General features: G+C 65.8%; 17 protein-coding genes. 9 read left to right on the top strand and 8 right to left on the bottom strand.

Going from position 1 to position 19,283, the window contains the following annotated elements; translation table 11 throughout:
- Positions 1 to 41: 41 nt before the first annotated feature.
- From carB to OEL49_RS00465, 4 genes are all read right to left on the bottom strand, one after another.
- Entirely contained in the window at positions 42 to 3,248 is a 3,207-nt protein-coding gene (gene carB / locus OEL49_RS00450) for a carbamoyl-phosphate synthase large subunit (protein WP_014238078.1), read from the bottom strand.
- A gap of 3 nt (positions 3,249 to 3,251) precedes the next feature.
- Entirely contained in the window at positions 3,252 to 4,400 is a 1,149-nt protein-coding gene (gene carA, locus OEL49_RS00455; RefSeq protein ID WP_287873729.1) for a glutamine-hydrolyzing carbamoyl-phosphate synthase small subunit, read from the bottom strand.
- A 247-nt stretch (positions 4,401 to 4,647) separates the two neighbouring features.
- Positions 4,648 to 5,454, bottom strand: coding sequence for a 4-hydroxy-tetrahydrodipicolinate reductase (gene dapB, locus OEL49_RS00460; RefSeq protein ID WP_130458765.1), 807 nt, complete (start codon positions 5,452 to 5,454; stop codon positions 4,648 to 4,650).
- Positions 5,455 to 5,457: 3 nt separating this feature from the next.
- Complete coding sequence (locus OEL49_RS00465) at positions 5,458 to 5,988, bottom strand: outer membrane protein assembly factor BamE (RefSeq protein ID WP_130459285.1); 531 nt, start codon at positions 5,986 to 5,988, stop codon at positions 5,458 to 5,460.
- Positions 5,989 to 6,082: 94 nt separating this feature from the next.
- Between OEL49_RS00465 and fur the strand changes: the two genes are divergently transcribed.
- From fur to OEL49_RS00480, 3 genes are read left to right on the top strand one after another with little or no spacing between them, the layout of a single operon-like run.
- Positions 6,083 to 6,553 (top strand): ferric iron uptake transcriptional regulator, encoded by a 471-nt coding sequence (fur, locus tag OEL49_RS00470; protein WP_130458766.1) that lies wholly within the window; start codon positions 6,083 to 6,085, stop codon positions 6,551 to 6,553.
- Between the two features lie 52 nt (positions 6,554 to 6,605).
- Positions 6,606 to 7,172 (top strand): TMEM165/GDT1 family protein, encoded by a 567-nt coding sequence (locus OEL49_RS00475; protein ID WP_014238083.1) that lies wholly within the window; start codon positions 6,606 to 6,608, stop codon positions 7,170 to 7,172.
- Between the two features lie 58 nt (positions 7,173 to 7,230).
- Complete coding sequence (locus tag OEL49_RS00480) at positions 7,231 to 8,082, top strand: substrate-binding periplasmic protein (RefSeq protein WP_287873730.1); 852 nt, start codon at positions 7,231 to 7,233, stop codon at positions 8,080 to 8,082.
- A gap of 86 nt (positions 8,083 to 8,168) precedes the next feature.
- Here OEL49_RS00480 and OEL49_RS00485 read toward each other — a convergent pair whose 3' ends face one another.
- The 3 genes from OEL49_RS00485 to OEL49_RS00495 all read right to left on the bottom strand — a co-directional run bounded on the left by OEL49_RS00485 (position 8,169) and on the right by OEL49_RS00495 (position 11,436).
- Positions 8,169 to 8,801, bottom strand: coding sequence for a putative metalloprotease CJM1_0395 family protein (locus tag OEL49_RS00485; RefSeq protein ID WP_287873731.1), 633 nt, complete (start codon positions 8,799 to 8,801; stop codon positions 8,169 to 8,171).
- Between the two features lie 97 nt (positions 8,802 to 8,898).
- Positions 8,899 to 10,554 (bottom strand): DNA repair protein RecN, encoded by a 1,656-nt coding sequence (recN, locus tag OEL49_RS00490; protein WP_287873732.1) that lies wholly within the window; start codon positions 10,552 to 10,554, stop codon positions 8,899 to 8,901.
- A gap of 3 nt (positions 10,555 to 10,557) precedes the next feature.
- Positions 10,558 to 11,436, bottom strand: a complete 879-nt coding sequence (locus tag OEL49_RS00495; protein WP_014238087.1) for an NAD kinase — start codon at positions 11,434 to 11,436, stop codon at positions 10,558 to 10,560.
- A gap of 128 nt (positions 11,437 to 11,564) precedes the next feature.
- Between OEL49_RS00495 and hrcA the strand changes: the two genes are divergently transcribed.
- From hrcA to OEL49_RS00520, 5 genes are all read left to right on the top strand, one after another.
- The gene (hrcA, locus tag OEL49_RS00500; RefSeq protein WP_130458770.1) at positions 11,565 to 12,593 is read left to right on the top strand and encodes a heat-inducible transcriptional repressor HrcA; all 1,029 of its coding nucleotides are present in this window, start codon (positions 11,565 to 11,567) and stop codon (positions 12,591 to 12,593) included.
- Positions 12,593 to 13,696, top strand: coding sequence for a ferrochelatase (hemH, locus tag OEL49_RS00505; RefSeq protein WP_287873733.1), 1,104 nt, complete (start codon positions 12,593 to 12,595; stop codon positions 13,694 to 13,696). Before hrcA ends, hemH begins: the two co-directional genes overlap by 1 nt.
- A gap of 61 nt (positions 13,697 to 13,757) precedes the next feature.
- Positions 13,758 to 14,201: a thioredoxin TrxC gene (gene trxC / locus OEL49_RS00510; protein ID WP_205229869.1), complete on the top strand. Its 444-nt coding sequence runs from the start codon at positions 13,758 to 13,760 to the stop codon at positions 14,199 to 14,201.
- A 65-nt stretch (positions 14,202 to 14,266) separates the two neighbouring features.
- The gene (locus OEL49_RS00515) at positions 14,267 to 15,334 is read left to right on the top strand and encodes an FG-GAP repeat domain-containing protein (RefSeq protein ID WP_205229870.1); all 1,068 of its coding nucleotides are present in this window, start codon (positions 14,267 to 14,269) and stop codon (positions 15,332 to 15,334) included.
- Positions 15,335 to 15,375: 41 nt separating this feature from the next.
- A complete protein-coding gene (locus OEL49_RS00520; protein ID WP_014238092.1) occupies positions 15,376 to 16,995 on the top strand; it encodes a methyl-accepting chemotaxis protein in 1,620 nt (539 codons plus the stop codon).
- An 89-nt stretch (positions 16,996 to 17,084) separates the two neighbouring features.
- Here the strand turns inward: OEL49_RS00520 and OEL49_RS00525 are convergent, their stop codons facing one another.
- Positions 17,085 to 18,482 carry a serine/threonine-protein kinase gene (locus OEL49_RS00525; protein WP_287873734.1) on the bottom strand — a complete coding sequence of 466 codons (1,398 nt, stop codon included), beginning with the start codon at positions 18,480 to 18,482 and terminating at the stop codon, positions 17,085 to 17,087.
- Positions 18,483 to 18,627: 145 nt separating this feature from the next.
- On the opposite strand from OEL49_RS00525, the gene grpE reads away from it, so the two are divergent.
- Positions 18,628 to 19,185 carry a nucleotide exchange factor GrpE gene (grpE, locus tag OEL49_RS00530; RefSeq protein ID WP_014238094.1) on the top strand — a complete coding sequence of 186 codons (558 nt, stop codon included), beginning with the start codon at positions 18,628 to 18,630 and terminating at the stop codon, positions 19,183 to 19,185.
- Positions 19,186 to 19,283 lie beyond the last annotated feature (98 nt).

Below are 19,283 nucleotides of genomic sequence, written 5' to 3' on the forward strand. Positions count from 1 at the left end.
CGCCCCGATGGGGCGTTCCCGGCGGCGAGGGTTAGGATTGATCAGGAAATCTGGGCGTGCAGCGCCTGGATGGGATAAACCACCAGTTCGCCACCCTGGCGGATACCGGCGGCAGCAGCCTCGGCACCCCAGATGGTGGTGTACATGGTGACCCGGGCGGCCAGTCCGGAAGTCCGGATGGAGCGGGAATCGTTGATGGCCTGGCGCTTCTCGTCCACCGTGTTGATGATCAGGGCAATCTCGTTGTTCTTGATCATGTCCACGATGTGGGGACGGCCTTCGGTCACCTTGTTCACCACGGTCACCGGAATGCCGGCCGCTTCCATGGCGGCACCGGTACCCCGGGTCGCCAGGATGGTAAAGCCGGCAGCGTGCAGGTCACGGGCCACATCCACGGCCTTGGTCTTGTCCGAATCCTTGACGGAGAGGAACACCTTGCCGCCGGTGGGCAGCTTGACGCCGGCCGCCAGCTGGCTCTTGACGAAGGCTTCGGCGAAGGTGGTGCCCACACCCATGACTTCGCCGGTGGACTTCATTTCCGGCCCCAGGATGGTATCGACACCGGGGAACTTGACGAAGGGAAACACCGCTTCCTTGACGGAGAAGTAAGGCGGAATCACTTCCTTGGTGATGCCCTGGCTCTTCAGGCTCTGGCCGGCCATGCAGCGGGCGGCGATCTTGGCCAGCTGCAGGCCCGTGGCCTTGGAAACGAAGGGCACGGTGCGGGAGGCGCGGGGATTCACTTCCAGCACATACACGGTGTCGTTCTGAATGGCGAACTGCACGTTCATCAGGCCGCAGACGTTGAGGGCCTTGGCCATCAGCTTGGTCTGGCGACGCAGTTCGTCGGTCACTTCCTTGGTCAGGGAGTAAGGCGGCAGGGAACAGGCGGAGTCGCCGGAGTGCACGCCGGCCTGTTCGATGTGTTCCATGACGCCGCCGATGATGACTTCGTCACCGTCGGACAGGGCATCCACGTCCACTTCGCAGGCGTCGTTCAAGAAGCGGTCCAGCAGCACGGGAGAGTCGTTGGAGACCTTCACCGCCTCGCGCATGTAGCGCTCCAGATCGGACTGCTGATGCACGATTTCCATGGCCCGGCCGCCCAGCACGTAGGAGGGGCGGACCACCAGGGGATAACCGATTTCCTGGGCCAGGGCCAGGGCGTCGGCTTCGTTGCGGGCGGTGCGGTTGGGCGGCTGCTTCAGGCCCAGCTCGTGCAGCAGCTTCTGGAAGCGTTCCCGGTCTTCGGCCGCGTCGATCATATCGGGGCTGGTACCGATGATGGGCACGCCGTTGGCCTCCAGGTCCCGCGCCAGCTTCAGCGGGGTCTGGCCGCCGTACTGGACGATGACGCCGACGGGCTTCTCCACATTGACCACTTCTAGCACGTCTTCCAGGGTCAGGGGCTCGAAGTACAGACGGTCGGAGGTGTCGTAGTCGGTGGACACGGTCTCCGGGTTGCAGTTGACCATGATGGTCTCGTAGCCGTCTTCGCGCATGGCCATGGCGGCATGCACGCAGCAGTAGTCGAACTCGATGCCCTGGCCGATGCGGTTCGGACCGCCGCCCAGGACCATGATCTTCTTCTTGTCGCTGGGCTGGGCCTCGCACTCGTCCTCGTAGGTGGAGTACATGTAGGCCGTGTTGGTGGCGAATTCGGCGGCGCAGGTATCGACGCGCTTGAACACCGGACGCACGTTGAGGGCGTGGCGACGCTCCCGCACGGCGGTCTGGGTGGTGGCCAGCAGCTTGGCCAGGCGCTTGTCGGAGAAGCCGCACTTCTTCAGCACCAGCAGCTCTTCCCGGGACAGGGAATCGACGCTGCGGCCGGCCAGGGACTTGGCCTTCAGGTGCAGGTCCTCGATCTGGGCCAGGAACCAGGGGTCGATGTGGGTCAGGCGGTGGATCTCGTCCAGGGTCATGCCGATGCGGAAGGCATCGCCCACGTACCAGATGCGCTCGGGGCCGGGTTCGGCCAGTTCGGTCTCGATCACTTCCCGGTCGGTGGTCTTCTCGTCGAAGCCGTCCACACCCACTTCCAGGCCGCGCAGGGCCTTCTGCAGGGATTCCTGCAGGGTGCGGCCGATGGCCATGACCTCGCCCACGGACTTCATCTGGGTGGTCAGGTGGAAATCGGCGGTGGGGAACTTCTCGAAGGCGAAACGGGGCACCTTGGTGACCACGTAGTCGATGGAGGGCTCGAAGGAGGCCGGGGTCTTGCCGCCGGTGATCTCGTTGGCCAGCTCGTCCAGGGTGTAGCCGACAGCCAGCTTGGCCGCCACCTTGGCGATGGGGAAGCCGGTGGCCTTGGAGGCCAGGGCGGAGGAACGGGACACCCGGGGGTTCATCTCGATGACGATCATGCGACCGTCCTTCGGACTGATGGCGAACTGCACGTTGGAGCCGCCCGTATCAACGCCGATCTCGCGCAGCACCGCGATGGAGGCGTTGCGCATGATCTGGTATTCCTTGTCCGTCAGGGTCTGGGCCGGGGCCACGGTGATGGAGTCACCGGTATGCACACCCATGGGGTCCAGGTTCTCGATGGAACAGATGATGATGCAGTTGTCCTTGCTGTCGCGGACCACTTCCATCTCATACTCTTTCCAGCCGATGAGGGACTCTTCGATGAGCAGTTCCTTGGTCGGCGAGGCTTCCAGGCCCCGTTCGCAGATGGTGACGAACTCTTCCTTGTTGTAGGCGATGCCGCCGCCGGAACCGCCCAGGGTGAAGGAGGGACGGATGATGGCCGGGAAGCCGATCATGGCCTGCACCTGCAGGGCCTCTTCCATGGAGTGGGCCACGGCGGAACGGGCGGAGCCCAGACCGATCTTGGTCATGGCGGCCTTGAACTTTTCCCGGTCCTCGGCCTTGTCGATGGCTTCCTCGGAAGCGCCGATCAGCTCGACGCCGAACTTCTCCAGCACGCCGTGCTTGGCCAGATCCAGAGCGCAGTTCAGCGCAGTCTGGCCGCCCATGGTGGGCAGCAGGGCGTCGGGACGCTCCTTTTCGATGATCTTTTCCACCACCTTCCAGGAGATGGGCTCGATGTAGGTCACATCGGCCGTTTCCGGGTCGGTCATGATGGTGGCGGGGTTGGAGTTCACCAGGATGACCCGGTAACCCTCGGCCTTCAGGGCCTTGCAGGCCTGGGCGCCGGAATAGTCGAACTCGCAGGCCTGACCGATGATGATCGGGCCGGCGCCGATGATGAGAATGCTCTTAATGTCTGTGCGCTTGGGCATGAGTTACTTTCCCTCGGCCTTTTTGTCTTGCATCAGCTTGATGAAACGGTCGAACAGATAGGCCACATCGTGGGGGCCCGGGCTCGCCTCGGGGTGGCCCTGGAAGGAGAAGGCCGGCACGTCGGTGCGGGCGATGCCTTGCAGGGAGCCGTCGAACAGGGACACGTGGGTCGCCCGCACATTGGCCGGCAGGGTGTCCACATCCACGGCAAAGCCGTGGTTCTGGCTGGTGATCAGCACCTGGTTGGTGTCCAGATCCTTGACCGGATGGTTGGCACCGTGGTGGCCGAACTTCATCTTCAGGGTCTTGGCGCCGGAAGCCAGGGCCAGCAGCTGGTGGCCCAGGCAGATGCCGTAGGTGGGCACGCCGGCCGCCAGGATTTCACGGATGGCGGTGATGGCGTAGTCACAGGGCTCGGGGTCGCCGGGGCCGTTGGAGAGGAAGACGCCATCCGGCTTGTACTTCAGCACCTCGGCCGCAGGAGTCTGGGCCGGCACCACGGTGACGTCGCAGCCGCGGGCAGCCAGCATGCGCAGGATGTTGGTCTTGACGCCGTAATCGTATGCCACCACCTTGAACTTGGCGGCGGGGGCGGCGGCGTAACCCTTCAGGGTCCACTCGCCTTCGCTGAACTGGTAGGGGGAATCGACGCTGACCACCTTGGCCAGGTCCATGCCGGCCAGACCCGGGAAAGCGCGGGCTTCGGCCAAGGCCTTGGCTTCGTCGGCCACGCCGGCGATGATGCAGCCGGCCTGGGCGCCCTTTTCGCGCAGGATGCGGGTCAGCTTGCGGGTGTCGATGCCGGCGATGGCAACGACGCCATGCTGCTTCAGATAGTCGGGCAGGGTCTGCTCGATACGCCAGTTGGAAGCGCGGATCGGCAGGTCGCGGATGACCAGGCCGGCGGCGAAGTTGGCGCGGGACTCGAAGTCCTCCGCATTGCAGCCGGTGTTGCCGATGTGGGGATAGGTGAGGGTGACAATCTGACGGCAGTAGGACGGGTCGGTCAGGATTTCCTGGTAACCGGTCATGGCCGTGTTGAACACCACTTCACCGCTGGTGGTGCCCTCGGCACCGATGGCGTAACCGCGGAACACGGTGCCGTCGGCCAGGGCAAGCAGGGCGGGCGAAAAGGCAGGAAGCAGGGACACAAAAGACTCCGGGCGGCGAATTCGTGGTACTCGTGACGCGCTGTCGGACCCCGGACAGCCCTGCCGCCACACAGGCAGGACCGGTTTCACCGGGGCACATACGCAAAGCGGGATGGGCTCAGCGCCCTCCCGCTTTCACGAATTGATTTTTTAACCGCACTATTATAGCCGACTGCCCCCTTTTGGGGCAATCGCGGCGCAGCACGTCACGGCCCGGAGCGGCTTCGCGGCCGCCCCCGGAGGAGGCTCAGCGCAGGCCCAGCACGTCCTGCATGTCGAACAGGCCATTCTTCTTGCCCGCCAGGAAGCGGGCCGCCCGCAGGCTGCCCAGGGCGTAAGGCATGCGGCTGCCGGCCTTGTGGGCGATCTCCACCCGTTCGCCGGTGCCGCAGAACATCACGTTGTGGTCGCCGACGATGTCGCCGCCGCGCACGGTGGCAAAGCCGATGGTGGAAGGATCCCGTTCGCCGGTGACGCCTTCGCGGCCGTAGATGGCGCATTCCTTCAGGTCCCGGCCCAGGGCATGGGCCACCACTTCGCCCATGCGCAGGGCGGTGCCGGAAGGGGCGTCGATCTTGTGCTTGTGGTGGGCTTCGACGATCTCGATGTCGTAGCCCTGGTTGAGAATGCGGGCCGCCACATCCAGCAGCTTGAACACCAGATTCACGCCCACCGCCATGTTGGGGGCGAAGACGACCGGGATATCCTGGGCGGCGTCGCGGATGGCGGCCTTGCCAGCCTCGTCGAAGCCGGTGGTGCCGATGATCATGGCCACGCCCAGCTTGCGGCACAGGGCCAGGTGCTCCAGGGTGCCTTCGGGGCGGGTGAAGTCGATCAGGCAGTCGGCCTGCTTCAGGGCGGTCTCGGCGCTATCCAGCACCTGGACGCCACAGGGCTGGCCCACCAGGTCGCCCGCATCCTTACCCACAGCGGGGCTGCCCGGGCGGTCAAAGGCGGCACCCAGCACCACTTCGCCATCCTTCAGGGTGGCTTCGATCAACATCCGGCCCATACGGCCGGAAGCCCCGGCCACGGCAATACGCAACTTGCTCATGAATTACAGTCCAACCTTATCCAGCATTCGTCCAAAGAAGCCCCGCTCGCTGTCGGGCGGCGGCGCCTGCACACTTCCGTCCTCGGGAATGGACCCAAGGTCGATCACCTGCTGCCGGGTCGGCGGCACCACGTCACCACCGGCCTCGCCGGCCTGGGCCGCCACCACGTCGCCACCGACGCGGGCCAGCTTGCCGTCAGCAAAGAAAACGGAGAACTTGCGGGTCTCGGTTTCCCCAGTCTTGCCCTTTTCCAGCCGATAGACGTAATCCCAGCGTTCGCCGTGGAAAATGTCCATCAACATGGGCGTCCCCAGGATGTAGCGAACCTGGTCCTTGCTCAGCCCGGGGCGCAGTTGGGCCACCATGTCCTGGGTCAGGACATTGCCCTGCTGCACATCGATTTTGTATTCGGTGACGATACGGGGAACGGAGCATCCGGCGAGCAAGGTCGAGGAAACGACCAGGGCCGAAAGGAAAATCCGGGAACTATGGCGGAAATGGCCATCAAAGGCAGGGATATGGAAGCGACTCATGCGGCAAAACGCTGGATTCCAGCGGTGTCCAAGCAAAGTGAATCGGTATATCATAGCCCAAAAAATCAGACCAACCTATCAAATAGGGTGCGACATGAGCAATTCCCAGAGCCTGAAGAGCATCGGTCTCAAGGCCACCTTTCCCCGACTCAAGATTCTGGACCTGTTCGAAAAGAGCAACGTCCGCCACCTCTCCGCCGAAGACGTCTATAAGCTCCTCATCGCCGAAGGCATGGACATCGGCCTGGCCACGGTTTACCGGGTCCTGACCCAGTTCGAGCAGGCCGGCATCCTGGAACGCCACTTTTTCGAATCCGGCCGTGCCGTCTTCGAAATGAACGAGGGCAAGCATCACGACCACCTGGTCTGCGTCAATTGCGGCCGGGTGGAAGAGTTCTACGACCCCGAGATCGAGCGGCGCCAGAACAAGATCGCCAAGGAACGGGGCTTCGCCATCCAGGAGCACGCCCTCTACCTCTACGCCGAGTGCCTCAAGGAAAACTGTCCCCACCGCAATTCCCCGGACGCCCACGTGGACAAGCACCACCTGCCTCACGACGCCTGATCCTCCAATTCCTTTGCCATGACGCCGGGGCTTGCCCCGGCTTTTATTTTGTATGGACGCCCTCCTCACCTCCACCCTGCTGGTCGCCCTGGCTGAAATCGGCGACAAGACCCAACTTCTCTCCTTCGTCCTGGCGGCACGCCTGCGCCGGCCCTGGGCCATCATCGCCGGCATCTTCGTCGCCACCGTGGCCAACCATGCCCTGGCCGGTTCCGTCGGCGCCTGGGTCGCCTCCCTGCTGAGTCCGGAAATCCTGCGCTGGTCGGTGGGCATCCTGTTCATCGCCTTCGGCCTGTGGACCCTGAAGCCGGACACCCTGGACGACGACGAGACGCCCAAGACCCTGGCCCGCGGCGCCTTCATCACAGCCCTGATCGCCTTCTTCCTGGCGGAGATGGGGGACAAGACCCAGTTCGCCACGGTGGCCCTGGCCGCCCGCTTCGATTCCCTGGCCGCCGTGGTCCTGGGCACCACCCTGGGCATGATGATCGCCAACGTGCCGGCCGTGCTGATCGGCGAAAAGCTGGCCCATCGCCTGCCTCTGGACTGGATCCGCCGCCTCGCCGCCCTGGTCTTCGTCCTGACCGGCGGCGCCACCCTGCTGACCACCGGCGCTTGACCCCCCGGGAGGGGCGGGGTATAACTTTTGTTCTACATCGTTACGCCTATGCGCCTCCATGGGGTTTTCCCGTCGATCCCTGTCCCGCCATGCGCTGGCCCTGTTCTGCCTGGGCCTGCCGGCTCTCGTCCATAGCGGCGATACGGCCACGGCCGGCCTGCGGGTGGGCCTCATGCACAGCGAACCCTGGGCCTACTACAGCCGGGACGGCGGCAACGAGCGCAAGAGCCAGCTCAGCGGCGTGTTCGTGGACATCAGCCGGGAGCTGGCCAGGGAAACCGGCCTCAGCCTGGAACTGAACACCCTGCCCTATGGCCGGGTCGGCAAGGAGCTGCAGAGCGGCGACTGCGACCTGACCTATCTGATCCGCTCCGACGACCGGGATGCCTACGTCGAGTACGCGGGCTATCTCTTCAGCTTCCACACCCTGGTGCTGGCCCGCCCCGGCAGCACCCTGCGCAGCTATGACGACCTGCAGGGCCTGCGCATCGGCCTGGTCAAGGACATCCGCCTCAACCCCCGTCTCGACGGCGACGCCGGTTTGAACAAGGTGGAAGTGCGGGACTACGAAACCCTGGTGGACATGTTCCTCAGCGGCCGCCTGGACGCCATCGCCGGCAACAGCATCTCCCTGCACCACCTGCTGCAGAAGCGGGGCTACCCGAGCCAGCCCTGGCCGCGCCTGATGCTGCAGAAGACCGAGGTGTGGGCCCAGATGTCGAAGAAATCCCCCCAGCTCGGCCACCTGCCCCGCATCCGCAGCGCGGTGGAAAAACTGCGCAGCGAAGGCTTCTTCGAGAATGCCGTGCAGCGCTACCGCCCCGCGGCGGAATCCGCGCCTCAGGCGAAGAGATCGACGCGGGAGCGGGAAACAGCCGTTTCCCTGACGCCCACGCTCTCCAGCCGATAGGCCGCCTCTCCCCTGGCCCCACCGCCAGAAGCCGCACCGGACGGACCTGCCACGGCAGCCTCCGCTGCAACCTGCGTCAATGCTTGCTATCCAGACACACCTCCGGTGGAACCGCTCCCCTCCTGGGCCGCAGCCGCCTCCGTAGCCTGTTCCTTGGCCTGCTCGGCCCGGGCGCTGCTCTCCAGCCTGGCGGCGCCTGCCGCCACGCGCCGGTCCTGGGGCGAAGGATCGGCCGGCGCCATGGCGGCGGCACGGATCTGCTGGGCCTTGGCCAGACTTTCCTCCGGCGTGCGGCCCGGCGACACATCGATGGAAACCTCTCCCGCCACCGCATACATGCGGCCGTCCGGCCCCTTGTCGTAGGTATAGCTGGCGCCGCCCTGGACCAGGGCGCCGCCGGCAGCGATGTGGGCCTGCTCGTGGGCGCGCACCTTGCGGTCCGTCTCCTTCAGCTTTTCCACCTGCCGCTGCTCGTCCTCCGACAGCTCGCTCTTCCCGGCAGCGGCGGCGAAGGGGTTCTTGCCCAGGGACTGGCCGTAGCCCCCGTTCCACTCGGCACCTGAAGCCGCCGCACTGCCACTGCCCGACGAAGATGCTCCGCTGCCGCTCTCGGCCGCCTTGGCGCCGCCGGCCGCCGGCCGCTGCACGGGTGCAGCAACGCCTCCCGTGGCGACAGGATAGACACTGGCAATGCCGGAAGCTGAGAGGGAGCCGATCATGGCAGACACTCAAGGCCGCAGCGGGGCGACAGCCCCGTTTGCGGGAAAGTAGATTACCTCACCATAGCCCAGGCCCCGGGCCGGGGCCAAGTCGGGCTCAGCCCTGACCGAGCAGTTCCTTGGCGTGCTGCCGGGTGGTGGCGGTGATTTCCACGCCGCCCAGCATGCGGGCGATTTCCTCCACCCGACCCGCTGCGTCCAGAGGCGTGACCCGGCTCTTGATGGCGGCGCCCTCCTTGGACTTGGCCACCTGCCACTGCCAGTCGGCCCGGGCCGCCACCTGGGGCAGGTGGGTGACGCACAGCACCTGGCGCTCCCGGCCCAGGCGGTGCAGCAGGCGCCCCACCACCTCGGCGACGCCGCCGCCGATGCCCACGTCCACCTCGTCGAAAATCAGGGTGGGGACGCTGGCCTGGCGGCTGGTGACCACCTGGATGGCCAGACTGATGCGGGACAGTTCGCCGCCGGAGGCCACCTTGGCCAGGGAACGGGCTTCGCTGCCCGCCAGGCCGCCGATACGGAATTCGATGTTTTCCAGGCCGTGGGCATTGCCGCCGGCCACGGGCACCAGGGCGATTTCGAAACGGCCGCCGCCCAGGGCCAGTTCCTGCATGCCCTGGCTGACCTCGTCGCCCAGGGCCTTGGCCGCCTTGGCCCGGGCCTTGGAGAGCTTGGCCGCATCCTTGTCGTATTGCTGGCGAGCCGCATCCACCCTGGCCTGCAGGGCCGCCAGGTCGCCCGCCTCGCCCAGCTCGGCGAGACGCTGCTGCCAGCGGGACAACAGTTCCGGCAGTTCCTCCGGCAGGGCGCGGAACTTGCGCGCACAACCCATGACGGCCTCCAGGCGGCGTTCCACCTCGGCCAGGCGGGCCGGGTCCAGATCCACCCGGTCGGCGTAGCGGCGCAGGGCGCTGACGGCTTCGGCCAGCTCGGCTTCGGCCGACTGCACCAGCTGGGCCACTTCGCTCAGGGCCGGGTCGTATTCGGCCAGACCGTCGAGACGGGAGGCCACGGCACGCACCTGGGCTTCGCAGGCCCCCTCGCCTTCGGCCAGCAGGCCCAGGGAAAACTGGGCCCCTTCCAGCAGGGAGGCGGCATGGGCCAGGCGCTTGTGTTCCTGGTTGAGGTTTTCCCACTCGTCGGCGGAGAAGGCCAGGGTCTCCAGTTCCCGCACCTGCCATTCCAGCTGTTCCCGCTCCCGGGCCAGGGCTTCGCCGCCTTCGGCTGCCGCATCCAGGGAATCCCGGGCGTCGCGCCAGGTGCGCCAGGCTTCGCCGACGCTGCGGGCCAGGTCGGCATGGCCGGCATGGGCGTCCAGCAGCTGGCGCTGGGCCTCGCCCCGCAACAGGGACTGGTGGGCGTGCTGGCCGTGGATGTCCACCAGCCATTCGGCGGCCTGTCGCAGTTGCTGCAGGGTGGCGGCAGAGCCGTTGATGTAGGCCCGGGAACGGCCGCCCGCATCCAGGATGCGACGCAGCAGCAGGTCATCGTCAGCGGCGAAGTCGTTCTCCGCCAGCCAGGACTTCAGTTCGGCCAGGGCACGGATGTCGAACTCGGCCCCCACTTCGGTCTTCTCGGCCCCGGCCCGCAGCAGGCCGCTGTCGGCCCGCTCGCCGAGGACGAAGGCCAGGGCGTCCACCAGGATGGACTTGCCGGCGCCGGTCTCGCCGGTGAGGGCGCCGAAGCCGCCCTGGAAATCCAGCTCCAGCCGGTCCACCAGGACGAAATCGCGAATGTTCAGACGTTGCAGCATGGTTCAGGGCCCCTTGGGACGTTTGCTCCAGTGGAGCTTCTGACGCAGCATGGCGAAGTAGCTGTAGCCGGGCGGGTGCAGGAAACAGACGTTGTAGGCGGAGCGGCGCATGCGCACGCAGTCGTCGGGACGGATGTCGAAGGCCACCTGGCCGTCAAAGTGCACCCGGGCGTCGGCGGACTGGATCACCCGCAACTCGATCTCGCAGCGGTCCGACACCGTGATCGGCCGGTTGGTCAGGGAATGGGGACAGAGGGGCACCAGGGCGATGCCGCCCAGGGTCGGGTGCAGGATGGGGCCGTTGGCCGAGAGGGCGTAGGCGGTGGAGCCGGTGGGAGTGGAGATGATGAGGCCGTCGGCCCGCAGGTTGTAGATGAACTCGCCGTCGATGAACAGCTCGAATTCGATCATGCGGCCGATGGCGCCCTTGTCCATCACCACGTCGTTGAGGGCCTGGTTGGCGCAGACTTCCTTGCCGTCCCGGATCACCTCGGCGTCCAGGATCAGGCGCTCCTCCGGCACGAAGCGGCCGTCCAGCAGGTCTTCCATGCAGGACAGCATGTCGCAGCGGGCAATGTCGGTCATGAACCCCAGGCGGCCCTGGTTCACGCCCACCAGGGGCACCTTGTAGCGGGCCAGGTGGCGGGCGGCGTTGAGCATGGTGCCGTCGCCGCCGAGGACGATGGCCAGGTCAGCATGGGCGCCGATGAACTGGAAATCGCCGGTCATCCAGCGGCTTTCCCCCACATTGGCGGCCGTGTCGGCCTCCACCAGCACCGAGACGCCCCGCTCGCTCAGATACTGGCCGAGGGAACGCAGGGATTCGGCAATTTCCGGGCTGTGGTATTTGCCAATCAGGGCAATGGTGCGGGGAAGTGCCATGGGACGCGAAGGGGAATGGTGACCGGAGCCTTTCATGGCCCGCATTAAACCACAAAACCCCCCGCCCCCGGCGGCACGGCGCGGATGCAACTCCTGGCGGCCCCGGCGATTTTCGGTAAAATCGATTCATGCTCGACAACCGCGCCCGCATCCTGCTCAAGACCCTGGTCGAACGGTACATCGCCGAAGGCCAACCGGTGGGCTCCCGCGCCCTCTCCCGCTTCTCCGGGCTGGACCTGTCGCCGGCCACCATCCGCAACGTCATGGCGGACCTGGAGGAACAGGGTTTCATCGCCAGCCCCCACACCTCCGCCGGCCGCATTCCCACGCCCCGGGGCTACCGCCTGTTCGTGGACAGCCTGCTGGCGGTGCAGCCCCTGCAGGAAAACCAGATCCACGAGATGGAAGGGCAGCTGATCCAGACCCAGCCCCAGCAGCTGATCGGCAACGCCTCCCACCTGCTCTCGGAACTGACCCAGTTTGCCGGCATCGTCGTGACACCGCGGCGCAAGACGCCGACCATCCGCCAGATCGAATTCCTCGGCCTCTCGGAAAAGCGCATCCTGCTCATCATCGTCACCACCGACGGCGACGTGCAGAACCGCATCCTGCTCACCGAACGGCCCTACTCGCCGTCGGAGCTGACGACGGCGGCCAATTACCTGAACCACAATTACGCCGGCCTGGACTTCGACCAGATCCGCCAGCGCCTCACCGGCGAAATCCAGCAGTTGCAGGACGACCTGAAGATCCTCATGGCCTCGGCCCTGGAGGCCGGCAACCAGGCCTTGAACGACAGCGCCAGCCAGTACGTCATCTCCGGCGAGAAGAACCTGCTGGAAGTGGAGGAACTGTCCTCCAACATGAAGCGGCTGCGGGAGCTGTTCGACCTCTTCGAACAGAAGACCGGCCTGGTGCGCCTGCTCGACATCTCCAACAACGCCGACGGCGTGCAGATCTACATCGGCGGCGAATCGGGCCTGGCGCCCCTGGACGAATGCAGCGTCGTCACCGCCCCCTACGAGGTGAATGGCCAAGTGGTGGGCTCCGTCGGCGTCATCGGCCCCACCCGCATGGCCTACGAGCGGGTCATCCCCATCGTGGACATCACCGCCAAGCTGCTCTCCTCCGCCCTTACCTACCAGGCCAATACCTGATGCCCTTTTTCCGTCCGGAACCCGAATTCAAGCACGGCACAGCCCCCCAGACCGGGGTTCTGCTGATCAACCTGGGCACCCCCGACGCCCCCACGGCGCCGGCCCTGCGCCGCTATCTCAAGGAATTCCTCTCCGACCCCCGGGTGGTGGAGATTCCCCGCCTCATCTGGTGGCCCATCCTCAACGGCATCATCCTCAACACCCGCCCCGCCAAGTCGGCGGCCAAGTACGCCTCCGTCTGGCTGCCCGAAGGCTCGCCCCTGCGGGTACACACGGAACGCCAGGCCAAGCTGCTCAAGGGCACCCTGGGCCAGGCCGGCCACCGCCTAGTGGTGGATTACGCCATGCGCTACGGCCAGCCTTCGGTAGCCGATGCCCTGGAGCGGCTGAAGCAGCAGAACTGCACCCGCATCCTGCTGCTGCCCCTCTATCCCCAGTACGCCGGCAGCACCTCGGCCACCGCCCTGGATGCGGCCTACGCCTGGCTGCAGCAGAGCCGCAACCAGCCGGAAATCCGCGCCGTGCGCAATTTCCACGACCATCCCGGCTACATCGCCGCCCTGGCCGCCAGCGTGCGCCAGTACTGGGCGGAGAACGGCCAGCCCGGCCCTTCCTACCGTCTCATGCTGAGCTTCCACGGCGTCCCCAAACGCACCCTGGAACTGGGGGACCCCTACCACTGCGAATGCCTGAAGACCGGCCGCCTGCTCAGCGAAGCCCTGGGCCTGCCCAAGGAGCGGGTGGAAATCTGCTTCCAGTCCCGCTTCGGCAAGGCCGAATGGCTGCAGCCCTACACCGCCCCCACCCTGCACCGGCTGGCCAAGGAAGGGGTGGAACGGGTAGACGTCATCTGCCCCGGCTTCACCTCCGACTGCCTGGAAACCCTGGAGGAGATCGCCATGGAAGGCAAGGCCGATTTCCTCGCTGCCGGCGGCAAGACCTACGGCTACATCCCCTGCCTCAACGAGCGGCCGGACTGGATCGAGGCCCTCGCCGACATCGTCACGACGCACCTTTCAGGCTGGCCCACCGGGGAAGCCCCGGACCAGGCGGCCCTGGAGCAGAGCGCCCTGCGGGCCCAGGCCCGGGGCGCCTCCCGCTGACCCCCTCTTGAAGACCGGGGCGGCGTCTCCATATTAGACAAGTCTAATCAATGAGCCCGCCATGGCCGCCCCCGAATCCCTGCACCTGGTCTGCCCCCACTGCCAGGCCGTCAATCGCCTGCCCACCCAGCGCCTGACCGAACAGCCCACCTGCGGCCGCTGCAAGGCAGCGCTGTTCACCGGCGAGCCCCTGGCAGTCAATAGCGCCGCCCTGGAGGCCCACCTGGGCCACTCCGACCTGCCCCTGCTGGTGGATTTCTGGGCCCCCTGGTGTGGCCCCTGCCGCATGATGGCTCCCGCCTTCGCCCAGGCGGCCCGGCAACTGGAACCCCATTACCGCCTGCTCAAGCTGGATACGGAAGCCGAACCGGCCATGGCCGCCCGCTTCGGCATCCGCAGCATTCCCACCCTGGCCCTCTTCCGCGGCGGCCGGGAAGTGGCCCGCCAGGCCGGCGCCATGGATGCAGCCAACCTGATCCGCTGGCTGCGCAGCGTGGACGTGTAGAAACGCCTCAACCTTTGCTCCGGGAGGCCGTAGACGAGGTAGCCACCCGCCACCCGGAGCCTCCCATGAAAATCGCCTCTGCCGACGTCCAGATGGCCGCCAGCCATGCCAGCCTGCAACACCATGAAGTCAGCGAAAGCCTGCGCGTCTGGGTCGGCGACCGGCGACCCGACTTCGAAGGCAACGGCGACTTGGCGACAGCCTCCCCGACATCGCCGGCCACCAGTGTCAGCCTGTCCCCGGAAGCCCTGGCGGCCCAGGCCCAGGACGGGGTGGAGGCTGCCGGCGCCAAGGCCGAAGAGACGCTGGAACCCAAGCTGGCCCTGCTCAAGACCCTGATCGAGTACTTCACCGGCCGCAAGATCGAGCTCCTCAGCCAGACCGATCTCAGCGCCGAAACGGGCACGCTTGCGGCCGGCCAGGCAGCGGGCGGCGTACCGGCCGACGCAGCACCGGCCAAGGCCGGCTACGGGGTTGAATACGACCACCACGAGTCCTACACGGAAATGGAACAGACCACCTTCTCCGCCCAGGGAAAGGTGCGCACCAGCGACGGCAAGGAAATCAGCTTCGACCTCAACCTGGCCATGAGCCGGCTCTACCACGAGGAAAGCAGCGTCAGCCTCCGCGCCGGCGATGCGGTGAAGAAGGACCCCCTGGTGCTCAATTTCGCCGGCACCGCCGCCCAGCTGACCGACCAGCGCTTCGCCTTCGACATCGACAGCGACGGCAAGGACGACATGGTCAACTTCACCAGCGGCGGCAGCGGTTTCCTGGTTTTCGACAAGGACGGCAACGGCAGCGCCACGGACGGCGGCGAGCTGTTCGGCACCCGCAGCGGCGACGGCTTTGCCGAACTGGCCGCCTACGACGCCGACCGCAACGGCTGGATCGACGAGAACGACCCCATTTTCGAACAGTTAAGAATCTGGATCAAAGACGGGGCTGGCCGGGACCAGCTACTTTCCCTGGCAGACAAGGGCGTGGGCGCCATCGGCCTGCAACATCTGGCCACCCCCTTCGAGGTGAAGACGGCGCAGAACCGGCTACAGGCTTCAGTGCTGGCTTCCGGCGTGTTTTTACAGCAGAATGGAGGCGTTGGCTCGATCCAACAACTGGACTTGACTGTATAGCGGCAGGACCGACAAATTAAAGCCGAGGACCAAGGGAGATTATGGCTCGTATCGCCGATTTGAAAATCTGGGTGCGCCTCACCGCAGCCATCTGGTTCATGCTCATTGCCGTATGGACAGGCATGATCGTCTGGGAATCCGAAGTCAATCGGGAAACAGCCATCGGCCAAGCCAAGGATTTTGCCGGCAGCATCCACGAAATGACCATGGCCGGCCTCACCGGCATGATGATCACCGGCACCGTCGGCCAGCGCGAAGTCTTCCTCGACCAGATCAAGCAGCTCTCCGTCATCAAGGACCTGCACGTGGTCCGCGGCGAAGCCGTGAGCAAGATTTTCGGCCCCGACACCAAGGACAAACGTCCCATGGACAGCATCGAGCAACAGGCGATGCAGAGCGGCAAGGCCTATACCGCCGTGCATGAAGAAAACGGCGCCACCTATCTGCGGGTGGTCACCCCCACCCTGGCTTCCACCAACTACCTGGGCAAGAACTGCATCATGTGCCACCAGGTGCCGGAAGGGTCCGTCCTCGGCCTGGTCAGCATGAAGGTTTCCCTCGACAAGGTGGACGCCGAGGTCAACGCCTTCCGCCTGAAGATCGCTGCCGCCGCCTTCGGTGCCAGCCTGCTGCTGCTGGCGGTGATCTACCTGTTCATCCGCCACTTCGTCACCATTCCCATCGAGCATCTGACCCACGGCCTGCAGGACATCGCCACCGGCGAAGGGGATCTCACCCGCCGCCTGGAAGTGAAGGGCCGGGACGAAGTGGGCCTGGCCGCCACCGTCTTCAATCAGGTGATGGAGAACTTCTCCACCCTGGTGCGCCAGGTCAGCCAGTCCGCCACCGAGGTTTCCGCCAAGGCCCATGCCCTGGCCCAGAGCGCCTCCCAGGTGGCCGACGGCTCCCACCAGCAGAACGAGAAGTCCGTCACTGCCGCCTCCGCCGTGGAACAGATGGTGTCGTCCATCGCCGCCATTTCCCAGAGCGCCGAGCACGTACAACAGCAGTCTCAGGAAAGCCTGAAGCGCTCCGAGGAGGGCAACAAGAGCCTGGGCCACCTGCTCGAGGAAATGAACAACGTGGAGCAGACGGTCAAGGAAATGGCCGAGTCAGTGAATGAGTTCGTGCGCAACACCGACGCCATCAACAAGATGACCCAGGAAGTGAAGGACATCGCCGAGCAGACCAACCTGCTGGCCCTCAACGCCGCCATCGAGGCGGCCCGGGCCGGCGAGCAGGGCCGGGGCTTCGCCGTGGTGGCCGACGAGGTGCGCAAACTGGCCGAGAAGTCTTCCCGCTCCGCCAGCGAGATCGATGCCATCACCGAAACCCTCTCGGCCCAGTCGGTCAATGTGCGGCGGGCCATCGAAGAGGGCCTGGGCCACCTGTCCTCCAGCCAGGCTTCGGTCACCAACGTGGCCGACATCCTGCAGGCCGCCAACGGCTCCGTCACCGAAGTGGGCCACGGCCTGGATGCCATCGCCGGCGCCACCGACGAGCAGCGTCGGGTCAGCGGCGAAGTGGCGGACAGCATCGAGGCCATCGCCGCCATGGCCCGGGAAAACAACGAATCCGTGGAGCAGACGGCTGCCGCCGCCCAGTCCCTGGAAGCCCTGGCCGATTCCCTGCAGAACACGGTGGGTCGCTTCAAGGTCTGATCCCGGACCGCCCACAATAAAACGCCCGGCAGGCACCAAGCCTCCGGGCGTTTTCTTTTGTTGCGGCGCTGCCGGCGGCGGTCAGTCCGCTATTCGATGGGCGGCAGCAACTCCAGGTCGCAGTCGAGCTCGGCGTAATCAACGCCGCCGCTGCGGGCACCGCCCCCCTCCACCGCCTTGTCGCCGAAACGGGCCAGGATCTTGTCCGCCTCCCGCAGCCGCTCCACCACCCGCGCCATGAGAGCGCGGCGCATGCGCTCGATCAGCTCTTCCGAGGCCAGTTCCAGGGCCGGGCCGCTGACCTCGAGGAAGACGGTGGACTCCAGGGTGACCACGCTGGCACTGCGCTCCGGGCTTTCCGGATGCAGGTAGGCCATTTCCCCCAGCACCTCGCCGGCCCCCAGGCGGCAGATGGCGCGCCCGTCCCGGGAGACTTCGGCATAGCCGCTGACGATGATGCCGAAGCGCCGGTCCTCGTCCCCTTCCCGCATCAACTCCACCTTGGGCGCAATCTCGCGCCAGATGCTGATGCGCAGCACCTCCCACAGTTCCACATCCTCGAAGCTGGCGAAGAAGGGCAGCTGCCGCAGCCGGTCGAAGCGGACCATGTCCCGGGCCGTGTCGTCCTCGTCCAGAATCTGGTAGCGGACGGTGGACAGGTCCTTGGCGAAATCGGCCCCGTTGCGGTAGCGGCTGTAAAGGTCCTTCTCCAGGGCCCGGCGGATGATGCCGTCCATGGCCTCCGGAATGGCCGGATTGAGGGCGCAGACCGAGGGCGTATCCATGTTCACGATCTTGTACATGAGGGCTGCCGACGTGGGGGCCCGGAAAGGCGTGCGGCCGGTGAGCAGCTGGAACAGCACCACCCCGAGGGAATAGAGGTCGGTCTTGTGGTTGAGGGGATAACCCTTGACCTGCTCCGGCGACATGTAGGCCGGCGAACCCACTCCCATGACGAAGGTGGAATCCTTGCCCACGTCCTTCTGCAGATTCAGGGCCAGGCCGAAATCGGTGATCTTGGGATTGTCGTCGGCATCGATGAGGATGTTGGCCGGCTTGATGTCCCGGTGCACCACCCCCTGGCGGAAGGCGTAGTCCAGGGCCAGGCAGCACTTGAAGATGATGCCCACCACCCGGTGCATGGGCAGCAGGCGGTCGATGGCGCAGAACTGGTCCAGGGGCGTGCCATTCACGTACTCCATGACCATGTAGGTGCGCTGCTCCCCATTGACCTCTTCCATCACCGCGTCGAAGACCCGGGTGATGTGAGGATGGTCCAGGCGCCGGGCAATGCTGCCCTCGGTCTGGAACAGCTTCAGCAGGCGCCGCGAGAGGGCCGCATTCTCCCCCCCCAGGCGCATCAGCTTGAGCGCCACCTGACGGCGCGACTCGTCCACGGCCTGCGGGTCCCGGGCCAGATAGACGATGGAGGTGGCTCCCCGTCCCAGTTCCCGGACGACTTCGTAGCGGCCGATGCGTTCCGGCATGGTTCAGTCCCCGCGAGGCGTTTTGGTCTGCATCGGCAGATGCTAGCAAAGCCCCGGCGGAGGCCGGCGGAAATTAATCACGCCCCGGGGCTTGAAATCCCCGAGAGCGCCCCCACGTGGAGAAAAGTTTTTCCGGAGAATCCCCATGCAAGATCAAAACAAGCCTCAGGAACCCCTGGAACTGGGCGGCGATGCCAATGCCCCCGAATCCGTGGCCCAGCCCGCTGCAGGCCAGACCGACACCACCCCGAGCCTGGAAGAGCTGCTGCGCCAGGCCGAACTGAACGCCCAGGAACACCACGACGCCTGGCTGCGGGCCAAGGCCGAGACCGAGAACATGCGTCGCCGGGCCCAGGAAGACATTGCCAAGGCCTCCAAGTTCGCCATCGAGAAATTCGCCGAGAGCCTGCTGCCGGTGAAGGACACCCTGGAAATGGCCCTGGCCGACACCAACCCCGACTCCCTGCGGGTCGGCGTGGACATGACCCTGAAGAACCTCCTCTCCGCCTTCGAGAAATCCGGCGTCAAGGAAGAGAACCCGGTGGGCCAGAAGTTCGACCCCAACAAGCACCAGGCCATCGGCATGGTGGAGTCCGAGCAGGAACCCAACACCGTGGTGAATGTGCTGCAAAAGGGCTACCTCATCGCCGACCGGGTGCTGCGCCCGGCCATGGTCATGGTCGCCAAGGGCAAGGACGCCTGATTTTCGGCAAAAAAGGCTGGAAACAGCCTTGAAATAGCCGACCCCACCCCCATTTGGGGTGCAGAAAGCAATTCGTATTGATTCCGGCGGGTGCGCCG

Origin of the sequence: Azospira sp. (assembly GCF_030247495.1) — a bacterium.
GTDB lineage: Bacteria > Pseudomonadota > Gammaproteobacteria > Burkholderiales > Rhodocyclaceae > Azospira > Azospira oryzae.

What these genes read in the sequence shown, in the direction of transcription:
- carB (WP_014238078.1), bottom strand. Translation starts at nt 3,248, where the DNA reads ATGCCCAAGCGCACAGACATTAAGAGCATTCTCATCATCGGCGCCGGC.
- hrcA (WP_130458770.1), top strand. Translation starts at nt 11,565, where the DNA reads ATGCTCGACAACCGCGCCCGCATCCTGCTCAAGACCCTGGTCGAACGG.
- recN (WP_287873732.1), bottom strand. Translation starts at nt 10,554, where the DNA reads ATGCTGCAACGTCTGAACATTCGCGATTTCGTCCTGGTGGACCGGCTG.
- OEL49_RS00465 (WP_130459285.1), bottom strand. Translation starts at nt 5,988, where the DNA reads ATGAGTCGCTTCCATATCCCTGCCTTTGATGGCCATTTCCGCCATAGT.
- OEL49_RS00475 (WP_014238083.1), top strand. Translation starts at nt 6,606, where the DNA reads ATGGACGCCCTCCTCACCTCCACCCTGCTGGTCGCCCTGGCTGAAATC.
- grpE (WP_014238094.1), top strand. Translation starts at nt 18,628, where the DNA reads ATGCAAGATCAAAACAAGCCTCAGGAACCCCTGGAACTGGGCGGCGAT.
- trxC (WP_205229869.1), top strand. Translation starts at nt 13,758, where the DNA reads ATGGCCGCCCCCGAATCCCTGCACCTGGTCTGCCCCCACTGCCAGGCC.
- OEL49_RS00480 (WP_287873730.1), top strand. Translation starts at nt 7,231, where the DNA reads ATGGGGTTTTCCCGTCGATCCCTGTCCCGCCATGCGCTGGCCCTGTTC.
- OEL49_RS00485 (WP_287873731.1), bottom strand. Translation starts at nt 8,801, where the DNA reads ATGATCGGCTCCCTCTCAGCTTCCGGCATTGCCAGTGTCTATCCTGTC.
- hemH (WP_287873733.1), top strand. Translation starts at nt 12,593, where the DNA reads ATGCCCTTTTTCCGTCCGGAACCCGAATTCAAGCACGGCACAGCCCCC.
- OEL49_RS00495 (WP_014238087.1), bottom strand. Translation starts at nt 11,436, where the DNA reads ATGGCACTTCCCCGCACCATTGCCCTGATTGGCAAATACCACAGCCCG.
- OEL49_RS00515 (WP_205229870.1), top strand. Translation starts at nt 14,267, where the DNA reads ATGAAAATCGCCTCTGCCGACGTCCAGATGGCCGCCAGCCATGCCAGC.
- OEL49_RS00525 (WP_287873734.1), bottom strand. Translation starts at nt 18,482, where the DNA reads ATGCCGGAACGCATCGGCCGCTACGAAGTCGTCCGGGAACTGGGACGG.
- fur (WP_130458766.1), top strand. Translation starts at nt 6,083, where the DNA reads ATGAGCAATTCCCAGAGCCTGAAGAGCATCGGTCTCAAGGCCACCTTT.
- dapB (WP_130458765.1), bottom strand. Translation starts at nt 5,454, where the DNA reads ATGAGCAAGTTGCGTATTGCCGTGGCCGGGGCTTCCGGCCGTATGGGC.
- OEL49_RS00520 (WP_014238092.1), top strand. Translation starts at nt 15,376, where the DNA reads ATGGCTCGTATCGCCGATTTGAAAATCTGGGTGCGCCTCACCGCAGCC.